This is a genomic window from Nocardia vinacea NBRC 16497, from assembly GCF_000308835.1.
Classification (GTDB): domain Bacteria; phylum Actinomycetota; class Actinomycetes; order Mycobacteriales; family Mycobacteriaceae; genus Nocardia; species Nocardia vinacea.
On record NZ_BAGN01000122.1, the window covers coordinates 1 to 13,864 of the forward strand.

At 62.9% G+C, this 13,864-nt stretch carries 10 protein-coding genes; 4 read left to right on the forward strand and 6 right to left on the reverse strand.

The features are described 5' to 3' along the window. Positions 1-949 (reverse strand): hypothetical protein (locus ON44_RS16590; RefSeq protein WP_157187187.1); only part of this gene is annotated, 949 nt, incomplete at its 3' end. A gap of 598 nt (positions 950-1,547) precedes the next feature. On the opposite strand from ON44_RS16590, the gene ON44_RS48345 reads away from it, so the two are divergent. Further along, positions 1,548-1,856 (forward strand): AMP-binding protein, encoded by a 309-nt coding sequence (locus ON44_RS48345; RefSeq protein WP_083897925.1) that lies wholly within the window; start codon positions 1,548-1,550, stop codon positions 1,854-1,856. Positions 1,857-1,929: 73 nt separating this feature from the next. Here the strand turns inward: ON44_RS48345 and ON44_RS16595 are convergent, their stop codons facing one another. Beyond that, entirely contained in the window at positions 1,930-5,433 is a 3,504-nt protein-coding gene (locus tag ON44_RS16595) for a protein kinase domain-containing protein (RefSeq protein ID WP_306306489.1), read from the reverse strand. A gap of 1,135 nt (positions 5,434-6,568) precedes the next feature. Here ON44_RS16595 and ON44_RS16600 point away from each other — a divergent pair. The 3 genes from ON44_RS16600 to ON44_RS16615 all read left to right on the forward strand — a co-directional run bounded on the left by ON44_RS16600 (position 6,569) and on the right by ON44_RS16615 (position 10,079). Further along, complete coding sequence (locus ON44_RS16600) at positions 6,569-8,050, forward strand: MFS transporter (RefSeq protein ID WP_083897926.1); 1,482 nt, start codon at positions 6,569-6,571, stop codon at positions 8,048-8,050. A 138-nt stretch (positions 8,051-8,188) separates the two neighbouring features. Further along, entirely contained in the window at positions 8,189-8,983 is a 795-nt protein-coding gene (locus ON44_RS46840) for an antibiotic biosynthesis monooxygenase family protein (RefSeq protein ID WP_051182102.1), read from the forward strand. Continuing rightward, a complete protein-coding gene (locus tag ON44_RS16615; protein WP_218007586.1) occupies positions 8,940-10,079 on the forward strand; it encodes a quinone oxidoreductase family protein in 1,140 nt (379 codons plus the stop codon). Before ON44_RS46840 ends, ON44_RS16615 begins: the two co-directional genes overlap by 44 nt. A gap of 103 nt (positions 10,080-10,182) precedes the next feature. Here ON44_RS16615 and ON44_RS16620 read toward each other — a convergent pair whose 3' ends face one another. The 4 genes from ON44_RS16620 to ON44_RS16640 all read right to left on the reverse strand — a co-directional run bounded on the left by ON44_RS16620 (position 10,183) and on the right by ON44_RS16640 (position 13,835). Beyond that, a complete protein-coding gene (locus ON44_RS16620) occupies positions 10,183-11,367 on the reverse strand; it encodes a cytochrome P450 (protein ID WP_051182103.1) in 1,185 nt (394 codons plus the stop codon). A gap of 8 nt (positions 11,368-11,375) precedes the next feature. Next, a complete protein-coding gene (locus ON44_RS16625) occupies positions 11,376-12,536 on the reverse strand; it encodes an NAD(P)/FAD-dependent oxidoreductase (protein WP_040690993.1) in 1,161 nt (386 codons plus the stop codon). Beyond that, complete coding sequence (locus tag ON44_RS16630; RefSeq protein WP_040690995.1) at positions 12,533-12,757, reverse strand: ferredoxin; 225 nt, start codon at positions 12,755-12,757, stop codon at positions 12,533-12,535. Before ON44_RS16630 ends, ON44_RS16625 begins: the two co-directional genes overlap by 4 nt. Before the next feature lie 286 nt (positions 12,758-13,043). After that, positions 13,044-13,835, reverse strand: a complete 792-nt coding sequence (locus ON44_RS16640; RefSeq protein WP_040691001.1) for an IclR family transcriptional regulator — start codon at positions 13,833-13,835, stop codon at positions 13,044-13,046. Positions 13,836-13,864 lie beyond the last annotated feature (29 nt).

The window sequence follows — 13,864 nt, forward strand, 5'->3', positions numbered from 1 at the left end:
GGAATCCGGACAGTGCGTCAGGATCCGTGAGGCTGCTGATCCAGCACATATCACGCTCGCTACCGGACTCCCGCGAATATCCGAACTGGCCGGCGGCGTCGTAGGTGGCCCAGATGATCCGATCGGACGCGATGTCGCCGAGCAGCTTGTGGCTCACCATCTTCGCCACCTCGTCGATCCCGTTGGTCAGGCTGGTCGAACGATTGTCGGTGAGGTCGCCGAGCACCACGAGGCGGATGTCCACGGTCGGCGCGTAGACGCGCACGTGATAGCGGCCCGGTCCATGTGTCCGAGGCAGCGCGTAGACGAGCACAGCCTGCTCGATCAGGGTCGGACCGTCGAAGGTGCCGGCGCAGACGGTGGCCGCCTCGTTGTGGATCTGCCCGACGAGGCCCTGAATATCCGCCGAGAGGCTCGCTACGTCCTCCTCGAGGATCGTTCGCAATCGCTCGACCTTGTCCGCGAGTTGCTCTGCCACACCGGCACTCTCGTCCCGCGCGGTTTCGATCAACCGGCCGGTCGCCAGCCCGCGACCGAGTGCGGCGCCGCTGTCGGTGACGAGTTCGGCTGCCGCGGCCGCAAGCCGGGTGACCTCGCTGAACAGCTCGGCGGCGAACAACGGTTCGGCGAGCCCGCGGCCTTCCAAATGACGGTGGTATCGCGGCCTTTCGAGATAGGCCATCCTGGACGCCGAGTATCGAATGCCGCTGTCGTGTGTCCCGGTGAGGGCCTTGCCCACGCGGGCCGTCGCGTCCTCATCGAGCAGTTCCGTGAGCTCGAGCACGGGCAACTCGTGCAGAATTACCGGCTCCGAGCCATCGTTCGAATCCCAGGACGAACGGACATGCAGGTGCACCATCGCCACCTGAGCCGCGGTGTCCTGCACCTCGATCCAGCGGCGCAGCGCGCGCAACAGTCTGTCACTGTACGTTTCCTCGGTCTCAACCATCAATAGCCCCCCGGGGTCGGTCTCGACATCGAATACCACACTGTACGAGAAACTTTCGTATCCCTGCCGGTGCTGGCGGCGCTCGATCTCACGCAAGCCAGTTTGGCTAGGATTCCTCGATGAGCCCAGGCGGCCGGCGCATCTCGGATAGAGGGCCGCGCGCGTCCAGCTCCATACCGATCTCTTCCAGGGGGATCAGCGTAGGTCTCCAGGTCAGAAGTGTACTGCCCTTTGACCATTCGGGGCTTCTATCTGGCCTTCCACCCATTCCAGGGCGGCACCACCCTCAAGCCCAGCGAACTTCGGCTTCCAGCAGTGATCTGCAACATAGCCCGATAGAATTTTACGATGGCTGGAGGAACATTCCTACGACTTGAGAATGTCCGCTTCGGCGGCCCCGCACTGCTGCGCGATATCACGGTGTTCAGCCTGATAATGGCTGGCGCGCCCGTCCGAACGGATTCCTGAGCTTGAGCGGAGCGATAAGTACAGTGCGTTCGTCAACATTGTTGTGCGTGCGCAGTTTGCGCCTTCATGAACCCAACGAGCGAAAGCCCGAGCCTTTGCACCCAATACGTTAGCCGGGCGGAGTCGCGACATGACCATTCTGACCGGTTCCGCAGATCGTGTCGCGCTCGCCTTCGATGGACGCGAATACACGCATGCAGAACTCGAGTCGTTGGCCGCTAGGATGGCTGGCGATCTTGGGAATCTAGGAGTGCGTGCTGGGGAGCGTGTGGCGGCGAGGTCGTCCAGTCAGCCCGACTTCGTGATCGCTATGTTGGCGGTGTGGCGGCTCAACGCGGCAGTGGTGTTGTTCGAGCCCGGCGTGGATGCGGGACGGGGTGCACGCTCTGGTTTCGACATTGCCCGCTCTCGCCACCCGATCCTTCGTCGGCGCGGATGATTTCGACAAACTGCGCGCCGGGTTGAATGTCCAATCAATGTTCTTGGGCTCTTGCGGGACTGTACCGGTCGTATCAAGGCGTTTCAGGTCTGGCTTCCGCCACGATCCAGGCCGCGATCTGGGCGCGCGAGGTGAATCCGAGTTTGGTCAGGATGTGTTCGATGTGGCCTTCGGCCGTGCGTTGTGAGATCACCAATTTGGCAGCGATCTGCTTGTTGCTGAGTCCTTGGGCGACTAGGACGGCGATCTGCCGCTCACGCTTGGTCAATGTTGTTGATCCATGCCGTGTGTCGGTGCACTGTTCACCGAGCGCGTAGGCCACAGCAGTCACCATCCCCATCGCCTCGCCTTTCCGGAAGGCCGCGTCGAATTTGCGCGTACCGAGGCTACGACGCGCCATTGACTCACACTGCTCGTGAAAGCGGGCGATGTTCAGGAAGGTGGCCGTGGTAGTCCCCACACGCATGAGCCCCTGTGCGGCTCCTAGCAAAATAGCCACGCGCTCGGAGTCGCCATGGTCGGCGGCAGTCCAGGCCAACGCCTCCAGACTGAGTGCGGCGACCACCGAGCTATTGGGCCCCCGGTTGACTCGCAGCGATTCCTGGAGCAGTTGTTGAGCGCGGTCCCACTCGCCTTGCTGCCATACGGCAATCCCCATGTTGCGCAACGCAGCCGAGCGATACAGTAGTTCGCCTTGCGCTTCGGTGATGGAAAGTACTCGGCGGTACTGTTCGATCGCCCGAGTTGTATCGCCGCAAAGTCCGTATGCCCACCCGAAGATGGTCAGAGCACTAACATAGAGATGCCCCGTTGTGTTCGAGCTGAGCATCTCGATGGCACGTTCGAGGGCGGACAATGCGGTCGCCCCGTCGCCACTACCAAACGCGAGAATGCCTTCGGCGTAGGCGATCTGCGCCTGGATCGCAGGGGTGGAGGCCTGTTCGGCGAGCACTCGCGCCTGCCTCAAGAGGTCGGCTGCGGATTGGAAATCTCCCTGCAGCGCGGCCATCTGGCAGCCGACGCATAGGGCCTTGATACGACCAGGTACCGATCGCGACTTCCGGTGGGCGAGGACGCGGTCCAGCCAGGATCGACCTTCCCCATACAGGCCATGAAATCCCCAGAACTCGAACAGTGCCCCAGCGGTGGACAACCCCGCTGCAGCTGCTTCCTGGGTGTCCTCGGATAGACAGGATTCGAGCGCTTCGCGCAGGTTTGGCAGCTCCCTGTCGAGGCGGCTCATCCACTCGAGCTGCTGGCGGCTGATCCATCCAGCTTCTGCATCGAGTGCCAACTGTTGGTAGTAGGCGCGGTGTCGTCGGCGCAGGTCCTGGTATTCGCCGGACTCTCGCAGCTTCTGTCGACCGTAGTCTCGAAGTGTGCCGAGCATCCGGAACCGGACGATAGTGTCGGACCGCTCCCGTATCAGGATGGACTTATCGACCAGGGCAGACAGCACATCGAGGACACTGTGCTCGAGCGCGTTGGTTTCCGAGCCACGGATGAGGTCGGTGCCGCATACCTGCTCGGCGGCATCGAGCTCGCAGCTGCCGGCGAACACCGACAGCCTCGCCCACAGCCGCTGTTCGGCCGGAGTGCACAACCCGTAGCTCCAGTCCATACTCCATCGCAGCGCCTGTTGGCGCCTCGGGGCAGTGCGGTTGCCGCGGGTAAGTAGGGCGTAGCGGTCGGTGAGCCGGGACAGGATCTGGTCGGGAGACATCGTGCGCATTCGCGCCGCGGCCAGCTCGATCGCCAGCGGCAACCCGTCCAAATGGGCACAGATCCGGGCCACGGCGGCCTTGTTGTCCTCGTCGAGTTCGAAGCTTGGCACCGCCGCCGCGGCACGGTCGGCGAACAACATCACTGCATCGAATCGAGGCAGCTCAATCAGCGTCGGCTCCCGGTCAGTATCTGGGACCGTCAGCGGCATCACCCGCAGTACCGCTTCACCTGCGATGTTCAGCGGTTCGCGGGTCGTGATGAGGACCCGGAGATCCGGACAGGCTCGCAGTAACGTCTCGGTCAGCTCCGCGACAGCTTCCACCATTTGCTCGCAATTATCCAAGACAAGCAGGGTCTCTCGTGAGCTCAGGAAGCCGATCAGAATATTGACTCGCGGTGTGGCCGACTCGTCTCGCAGACCCAGGGTGGCCGCGACCACATCGAGCAGCAGCGCGGCGTCGGACACGTTCGCCAGTTCGACCAACCACGTCCCGCCTTCGAAATCGTGTCGCGCACTCGAAACGGCCCGCAAGGCGAGCCGCGTCTTGCCGACACCTCCGATTCCAGTCAACGTCACCAGCCTGGACTTCGAGAGCAGGCTGTGCACCTTAGCCGACTCGCTGCGCCGGTCGATCAAATCGGTCAGCTCGAGCGGCAGGTTGCCTGTGGTGCCCCGGACACCCGCTGCCAGCGGTGCCCGGCGAACCGGCACCGGTGGCTTCTGGTACTCGACATCCGGTTCAGCCTGCAATGCCGTCTCACCACTTGCGAATCCATGACTCCGCTGGATTTGGCGAAGGATCTCGCTCAGGGACGCCGCCGACGGCCGCTCATTGCGGTCTCGGTTCATCGCCGTCTCCACTGCGGCCGACACATCCTCAGGGATGCCGGTGTCCCGCAGGTCTGGAACCGGGTGGGTAGTGATCCGGACAAATTGTGTCACCACGCTCTCACCACTCAGCCGTTCGAACGCAGCATGCCCGGTCAGCGCACAAAACAAGGTGGCGCCGAGCCCGTACACATCCGCGGCCGGGGTCGGCGGCCCGCTCTCGAGGACTTCCGGTGCGGTAAACGCTGGCGACCCTGTCACAATCCTTGCCGCCGTCCGAAACCCACCAACGATGCGCGCGATACCGAAATCGGTCAACGCCGGCTCACCGTACTCGGTGAGCAGAATATTGCCCGGCTTCACGTCCCGATGCACGATACCGAGCCGATGCGCGCTGGCAAGGGCCCCGGCGATCTTCACCCCGATCGACACCACCTTCTCCACTGAGAGCGGGCCATGCTGGCGGATCCACGCATCCAGGGAATCCAGCGGGTAGTACGGCATCACCAAATAGGGGCAACCGCTCGTGGTGGCGCCGGTCTGCAGCACCGTGACGATATTCGGATGCCCGGTCAACCGGCCCATCGCCCGCTGCTCGCGAACAAACCGCGCCCGATTGTCATCGTCCAGTTCCGCAGTCAGTACCTTCACGGCCACCGTCCGGTCCAACCCCGGCTGCCAACAGCGATACACGACACCGAAACCACCGCGCCCAATCTCCACGGCGTCCTCGAAACCAGCCGCAGCCAACTCCGCCGTGAGCGGTGTCATGACCTCACGGCGCGTCCGCATCGGATCATCGTCGGTCATCGGCTCGATGCGATGCGATGCGACCAGCAGGCCTCCGGATGTCAGGCAACATGCGCTCACCTTTCGCCCACCCTCAGCGTATCGCCAAAGAATGAGCACCGGCATGCCGAGAATTTCATCCAGAGAACGCCGAGGAGAATGATGTGAAGTCCTCGCCCGGCAGCTTCGAAAGCACACTGGAAACGCAGCGGCAACTGCGACCACATGCACCACCGACGCCAATGCCGCGCTCAGATCGTCCGCGCCGGTTACCGCACAATGCGGCGCGCCCGGCGACAATTCTCACCCTTTCCCAGCATCTCCAGCAAACTCATCGAACCCGATGTCAATGCCAGAGACGCTACGGTGGGTTCCTCCAAGACACGCCCTTTGGAGTGCTGCTAGTAGCAGCAAGTCGCTGTGCCCGCCGAGGTAGCGCATCCGGACTCGGATTGGTTGGAATGGAAGGGCGAGACCAGGCATATCACGGATAGTCGTCCCGCCTATGCTGTCGTCGGTTCTTGCCCGTCGGAAGACTGTCCTCGAATCGTCGGGGCCCCTTCCTAGGTCGAGAGGGTGGCATGGATGAGTGGCTGCGGCGAGGTCTTGTCGGCTGGGTCGACTCCACGGTGGCGTGCCGCGGGGCTGTTTCGCGGTCGCGTGGGTGAATCAGCGGTCGGTGTCTCACGATCCGGAGGGGACGCACCGCGACCAGCAGTTCGGTATCGCGGCGGAATTGGCTGCGGCCGGGTTCGATGATGCGCAGGAGACCGGCCGGGGCGGTTTAGGTATCGGGTATCAGTAAGTCGAGGGCTCGCTCGACCGCCAGGTAGCGGTGAAGGTGATGGCGATCGGACAAATAGTCGCATCCGGGGTGCCCCGCAAAGTAGATGCGCGCAACCCTATGTTCTGAAAATCGAAACATGTTTTGACAATTGCGATTTGGTGTGTCAAAGCACGTTGGTGCCGGCGGAATGGACCGTGTTCGATGCTCCGAAACCTCTTGCGCGACGCCGTGATTGGTGTCACACTCATGAACACCGTTCCGTATAATGAAACACATCAGGAGAACTCAACGGGGTGCATGCTGCCGACCTCGGCCGCCCTGTCGCGCCGAGGGCGCCTACACCCCCCGAATTCGCAATATCTTTCGTTTCCCATACGCACAGATTGGTGGGCGCATTGCTCTGCCCTTACTGTTGTTGATTTCCATGCCCGCCTGAAATGTGACAGGAGCGGGTCTCTGTTCTCGCGCCGGTGAATCCGTGCGATTTGGCGTCCCTGTGTGCGCGAGATATCTGCCGATGCATGTCGCGAGTGGTAGCGGATATTCGGCTGCCCGCATGCCGTACCACCAGAAAGAATTACGATGTCTGACACAATCCCCTCTGCATCGACCGAAATCGGTTCCGCCGCTGAGCGATCCGGCGGTTTTCCACTGATGCTGGCGTTGATTTTGCCCGCCCAGCTGTTATCGGTCGCCGGCATCGCCGGAGGTGTAGCGCAGCCGCATATCGCTGAACACTTCCGCACCACCGACATCGTCTGGTTCAATCTCGCCACATTGCTGGTATCGCTGTTCACGCTGCCGTTCGCCGTCAAGCTCGGCGATGTCCATGGCAAGCGCCGCGTGATGTTGATACTCGCAGCCGCCGGCATCATCGGCGATGTCGTGTCCGCGCTGGCTCCGAGTTTCGCTGTACTTCTCATCGGTCGGGCGATAGCCGGTCTCTACGGACCGATCGTGGCGCTGATTCCCGCCTGCATCCGGGAGTGTTTCCCGGCTAGACGGGTAACGATGGCATACGGCGTGGTCATGGGCTCGGTCGGACTCGTGATCCTGGTGACCCCCTTGGTTGTCGGCCATCTGATCGATTCCTTCGGATGGCGCAGTGCGATGTGGTTGCTGACCGGCCTGACAGTCATCGCGATGGGCATGCTGGCGCTCATGCCGGAAACCCCGCGGCGCGGACGGTTCACGGACGAATTCGATTGGCTCGGTGGACTTTTGCTCGGCGCAGGAGTCGCACTCCTGGCATACGGCGGCGGCAATCTGTACAGCTTGGGTTGGACCGCTGCGCGGACAGCCTGGCCGCTGCTTGTGGGCCTTGTCGCGCTGACCGCCTTCGTATCGGTCGAACTGCGGTCTGCCCATCCGATTGTCGACGTGCGGATGCTGGCTCGACGCCCGGTCGCGATCGTAATCATTACTGCTGCGTTCGTTCAATTCGCGTTCATCGTTTCTCCGACGGTCCTTTCGTTCTTGGCTCAGTACCCCCGAATTCCTTTCGTTTCCGACGGATTCGGGTGGTCGGCCACCCATTACGCGGTCGTCGGCATACCGGCCGGGACGGCCACCGTCGCGGCGGCCGTGGCAACTGGCGTTCTGCTGAAACATGTCGGCCCCCGGCCGCTTTGGCTGGCAGGCGCTGCCGCGCTCGTGGTCGGGCTGGCGGTATTCGCCCGCTATCACCACGACACTGCGCAGGTCATCGTCGCTTCTGTGCTGGTCGGCCTTGCCGGCGGTGTAGTGATGGCCTGTGGCACCGCGATGGTCGTCTCGGTTGTCACCGCCGATGACCAGGCGACCGTCAACGGCATCGCCTACCTGGTCCTGCAAATCGTCGGCGGTTTCGGTTATCAGATGCTGTTCACCGTGCTTGCTACTCATCAGGTCGTGCTGCAAGGTGTTCCGTTCTATTTGGACGACGCGTACGTAAGTGCCTACTGGTTGCTCACTGGAATTGCGGGGATCGGGCTGTTGGCCGCTGTTCTGCTGCCGCGGATCCAGCGCCCGTTGGATGCGCTCGCAAGCTCGACTTCGAAACGTTTGGATGCACAGGAGATTTGATCCTCGCTGGATACTTTGCTATGAGTCCTGTAATTCAGGACGAAGCTTTCGTGAGGTAGGACCCATTTTATGATGGGGTGGCCCAGATCACATGCTGCCGCGCCGCATCGATCTGCTCAATGACGAGGAGAAACCTAGATGATCACACTGAATGATTTCGATTCCAACGCGCCATTTCTGGCGCAGCTGAATGAAGCCGGCGACGAACCGGTCATCATAGTGAACACTTTCCTGGCCCCGGAGGGCCGAGTGGAGGACGTTATCGAGATATGGCGCCAGGATTCCGACATTATGAAAGCCAAACCCGGATTCATTTCAGCCCAGCTGCATCAAGGCACAGCGGACAGCCGAGTACTTACCAATGTCGCCGTGTGGGAATCGACGAAGGCTCTTCAGGAGGCCTTCGTCAGCCCCGACTTCCAAGGCCTGCTGCCCGCGTATCCAGATGGCTCCGTGGCGTATCCGCACCTGGTGCGCCCTGTCGCGGTGCCGGGGATCTGCCTGGGTGCGCCATGGGATACTGCAGCCGCGGGCTTTCAGGAGCCCGGTGACTCAGCCGGCCCGGCCATCGAGTTCTTCGAGCTGACCCCGGAATTGCCCGTCGCCAGCCAACTCGCTTCCACTGAAAGCGATTTCATGCTGCTAGATGTCCTGATAGCACCCGAGGGCGCAGTCGAGCAGGCGATCGCGGCCTACCAGCAGACAGGTGCCTTTATGAAGCAGCAGCCGGGGTTTATTCAGGCCCAGCTCTATCGTGGCACCAGCGGCAGTGGCGTGCTGATCAACCTCGCGGTCTGGGAGTCCGGCAAGGCCCTGTTCGATGCGGTCTCGGACCCGGGCTTCGCCGCGGTGACCGCAGCCTATCCGGTCGGGAGCCGCTGCACTCGCCATGCGCTCCGTCGCGTCGCTGTACCGGGCGTGTGCGTTGCCTGACGAGCTGAACGTGGCGCTGCCGACGACTACCAAGGCGGTGCGGATATTCGAGCACGGTGGACCAGAATGCCTCGTATATAACGACTTTCCGCTCGAACCAGTGGGCCGGCGGGATGTGCTGGTCGCTGTGCATTCGGTGTCGGTATCGGGGTGGGACCTGAGATACCGCAGCGGTCAGGTCAAGGGTGTGAACCTACCCGGACGCCGCGCGCTGCCGATGCCGCAGCAGTTGGGCCGGGAGGCATCGGGAACAGTGATTGCTGTCGGCGCAGATGTATCCGGGTTCCGGCCTGGTCAGCACGTGGTCGGCGTTGTGCATCCGGAGAACCCGCGCTCGCCCGAGACATACCGGGGGCTGGGCAACCTGTCCACTGGTATCGATGTCCCCGGCCATGCCGGACTCGGCTCCTACGCTGAATATCTCATCCGTGACCAGGACCTGTGGTTGCCTGTGCCGGAGCATGTCGACATGGAACAGGCCGCGCTGACGCTGTGGCCGTATGCCACCGCCCATCGGGTGATTCGAGACCGCCTGCGTGTGGCGTTGGGGGAGACCGTGTTGGTGTGCGGTGCGTCTGGAGGGATGGGGGAGGCGACGATTCGGCTCGCCTGCTTGGCAGGTGCCCGGGTCGCCGTTACGACCCGCTTTCCGGCAATGATCGATGCGTTGCACGAGATAGGAGCCGAGGAGGTCGTGGTCAGCGATGATCGCGAGGTCGCGGTCGCCCGGATCCGGGAATGGAGTGGCGGTGCAGGTGTCGACCATGCCGTCGACTACAGCGGCAATGCCGAACTTTTCCGGCTGGCCATCGATTCGCTGCGACTGGGCGGGCAGATTTGCCCGGCGGCCGGTGCACAGCGCGGCGACGGGCCGATACCTCTGACGATGCACGACTTCACCCGACTGGAGATGAGCATGGTCGGCGTGCGTGGCGCGCGCCACCAGGATGCGTTGGTGGTGCTGGATCTGCTGGCGCGCGGGTTGATCGGCATCCGGGTGGCGGCTCGATTCCCGCTGTCGGAGGCGGCCGCCGCGCACGCTCTGCTGGAGAACGCCACAGACCTGGTGGGACGGGTGGCCCTATATTCCGATTGATGACATCGGATCAGCGGCTCGTTTCGCAGGAAGACGGGTGATGCCCACCCGATCGGGGGGCATCACCCGTCTTCCTGCGAAACCTCTTGCGCAGTAGGACAGCTCAGCCGACTGTCAGCCTCGCTGGCAACGATTCGAGGCCGCGCAGGATATTGTTGAAATGCCGGACGGGTGTACCGACCTCGATTCGCGCGACACGAGCGACCATTGCGCGCAAGATCGCTTCACCTTCGAGAGCCGCCAGCGCTTGGCCGGCGCATCCGTGCAGGCCGTAGCCGAATCCGAGATGGTCGATATTGCTGCGCTGGACGTCGAATCGTTCGGCGTCGGTCCATTTGCGTTCATCCCGGTTGCCCGAACCGAAGAGGACTGCCAATCGGGAACCCGCGGGAACCGTGGAATCCTCGACGGCCCAGTCCACCCGGGCGGTTCGGCCGAATACCTGAACCGGTGATTCGTAACGCAGGACCTCCCGGAATGCCTGCGGGATGAGTGCCGGGTTCGCCCGCAGTGCGTCCCACTGTTCCGGATGTTCGGCCATCAGCCAGATCGTGTGACCGAGCGCGTGCACCGTGGTGTCCATCCCCGCGGTCACGTACGTCATCACCAGCCACGGGGCAGCGGAGGCGGGGACCTGGCCCGCGTCGACCGCGTCATAGACGGCCCTGCCGAGGCTGTCTTCGGCCAACTCCTCCCGGGCGGTGTTGAGCATGACGTATTCGGCCAGATGCTGCAGCTTCGGAAGAGATTCGAAGGTGCGATCGTTCGCCGGGCCGAAGCAGTTGAAATTCGCATCGATCAAATCGAGCAATTGCTCTCGTCCGCGTAGGGGCAGTCCGATCAGGTCGCCGACGATCTCGACAGGAAACCGTCGCGCGAAGTCCTTTACCGCGTCGAAAGAGCCTCGAGCTATCACCTGGTCGACGATCTTTTCTGCCCGTTGCGCGATATCTGGTGCGAGGTTTCGAATCGCGCGAGGAGCCAGCTTGGACGACAGCACGCCGCGGAGACCATCGTGAATCGGTGGATCAGCCCGGATAATGCCCTCCCCGATGTACTCGTTGAACTGCTTGTTCAACGCAATATCGGCGGACGAGAACGACTTCCAATCGCCGAGGACATGGCGGGCTTCCTGGTAGCGAGCCACGGCGAATACATCGTGGCGGCTCAGATAGACAATCGGCCCCGCGTCGCGCAGCGTGCGAAATACCGGATAGGGATTCGACATCACTTCTTCGGAGAAGATGTCGATATCTGAAATGGGAATGGCGGCAAGGGAATTGGTCACGGTATCTCTCAGTGCTCGGGTGGATGCTGGGCTAGTTTCGTGAGTTTGGGTGCCGAAATCGGGTAGTTCACCGCCGCTGCGGTGCCGAAGGCGGTTTCGGGATCGGCCGGCGGCCACACCAGCAGCGCTCGTCGGTCCTCGATCGAGCCGTCGGCGACGGTCGGCTCGCCCACCGGTGGCAGCTGTCCGGCCAAGCGGATACGCAGGCCGAAGACCTCGGTCCAGAAGAACGAGGGAGTACTGCCGAGCTTCGAGTCCGGTGTGCATCCCAGTAACGTCGCTGCCGCAATCGTGGCTTGTGACAATGCATTCGACCAATGTGGACTCCGCGCCCGCCGCCTGCCGGGGCCGCCGGGCAGGCTGACGACGTCGCCAGCCGCGACGATGCCAGGTGCTGCCTGGCAGGCACGGTCGACGATCACCCCGTTGTCCAATGGCAGCTCGCTGTCGCGCAGCCACTCGATATTGGGGACGTCGCCGATCGCGGTAACGATGATGTCGGCCTCGGCCAGCGTGGTGCCATCGGTTGCCTGCAGTCGACCCGCGGCGTCATTGGCGATGCGCACCCCGGCAGGGGACACGAGAATTTTCACGCCCTTTTCCGCGGCCGCGGTCAGGCACATGTCGGATAACAGGGGACCGAGACGGCCAGCCAGCGGCGTGATCTGGTCGACTACGGTGACCGATTTACCCAGGGTGGCCGCCGACGATGCCACCTCCATCCCGAGGAATCCACCACCTGCGACGGCTACGCTGCAGACGCTGTCGAGGCACTCGCGTAAATACACGGCGTCGTCGAGCGTACGCAGGGTGATTTCGCTCGCGGGTTGCCCGGATAACCGACGTGCCTTAGCCCCTGTGGCGATGACAAGGCCGTCGTAGCCGATGGTTTCGCCATCATCGAGCCGCACTCGTTGTCTGTCTCGATCCAGTCCAACCGCGGCGACGCCGGTATGCAGCTCGATGTCGGCGTTGCTGCTCAGGAACACACTATCGGCGGTTTCGGATCCGGTCAGCACACCCTTCGACAGTGGCGGCCGGGTGTAAGGCGGATGGTGCTCGTCGCCGAGCATGGTGATAACGCCGTCGAACCCGAACCTGCGTAGGGCGCTCGCTGTCGCGCAGCCCGCCTGTGACGCGCCGACGACGACAATTCGACGAGCGGTCACGGAAGTTCGACCGAGCTCGAAAGGCTCAGTGCTACAACCGGACAGGCATGCACTGCGGCATTGGCGAGCGGTTTCTGCTCTGCTGAGATCTCAGCAAGGTCGATGACCGGCTCGTCGTTGTCATCGAGATGAATCAGTGCTGGTGCGACTTGCTCGCACATGCCGTAGCCCTCGCAGCGATCCATATTGACGGACAAACGGTGAAATTCATTCGGCGCCATAACAACTCCTGATATTGCCGCGCATCGCTAAGTGACCACGGCACTGATGGATTCGCCAGCTGCTGAAGCAGGTCTGGTCCCTTATGCGGCCCAGGGCCAGATCGGTGCGTGGTCCGTGACCTGCGTACGCGCGGGTCATCACCGCACACACACGACTGTGGTTTCAGTCACAAGGAGCGAGCAACGGTATTCCGCTCTGCAGAAAACGCAGGTTATTCGCGAGGAGTTAATGACCGAGGCAAGAGGCATCGACTACAGCGTCGATGCCCTGGGGGTGTAGCGGTGCTCAGGCGTCAACCAAGGTGAGCCGTCGTGAGATGTCGACCGCCGCATCGCGGACCGCGACCTTCACCGAATCCAATTCGGCGCGAGGCACCCGAACAGCCAATGCGGCCACGCTGACGGCGGCGCAGACGGAGCCGACCGCATCCCGGATCGGCGCAGCGACACCGAGAATGTGCTCGTCGAGCTCACCCTGGGACACCGCGACGCCGCGCTTGCGGATCTGGACGAGGCGCGCCCGGAGATCGTCTGGGTTCGTCAGGGTCTTTGCGGTGAATCGTTCGAGCGGAGCGGAACTCAGCACTGCCGACACTTCCGCAGGGTCGGCCCACGCCAGCAGAACTTCCGCCGCGGCACCTGCGTTGATGGGCAGCACATGGCCACGTTCGTACGTGAGTCGCACGGCGCGACGAGCTTCGACCAGGTCCAGACAGACCACCGAGCGGCCGGAGCGGCGGGTGAGCAGCACCGTCTCGTTGACCTGCTCGGACAGCGTGCGCATCACCGGAAGTGATACCTCTGACAAACCGACCCCGGCACGGGCCACGCGAGCGAGTTCGAATATGCGAGGGCCCAGCCGGAAGCCGTGCGGTGCCTCCTCGAGGAACCCACGACCGACGAGGCTCTGCAGGTAGCGATACCCGGTGGACCGGGCCACCCCGAGCTGTTCGGCGATTTGGGCGCCGGACCACGACGGTTTGTCGCTGGTGAAGAGCCCGAGTATGTCCAGCGCTCGGTCTGCGGTCGAATTGCGCTCCCGATATCCGGCGGTGGGGCGGTTTTCTGCCGGTGTCACGTAGGCTCCCAAATGTAGATAGGTCCTGT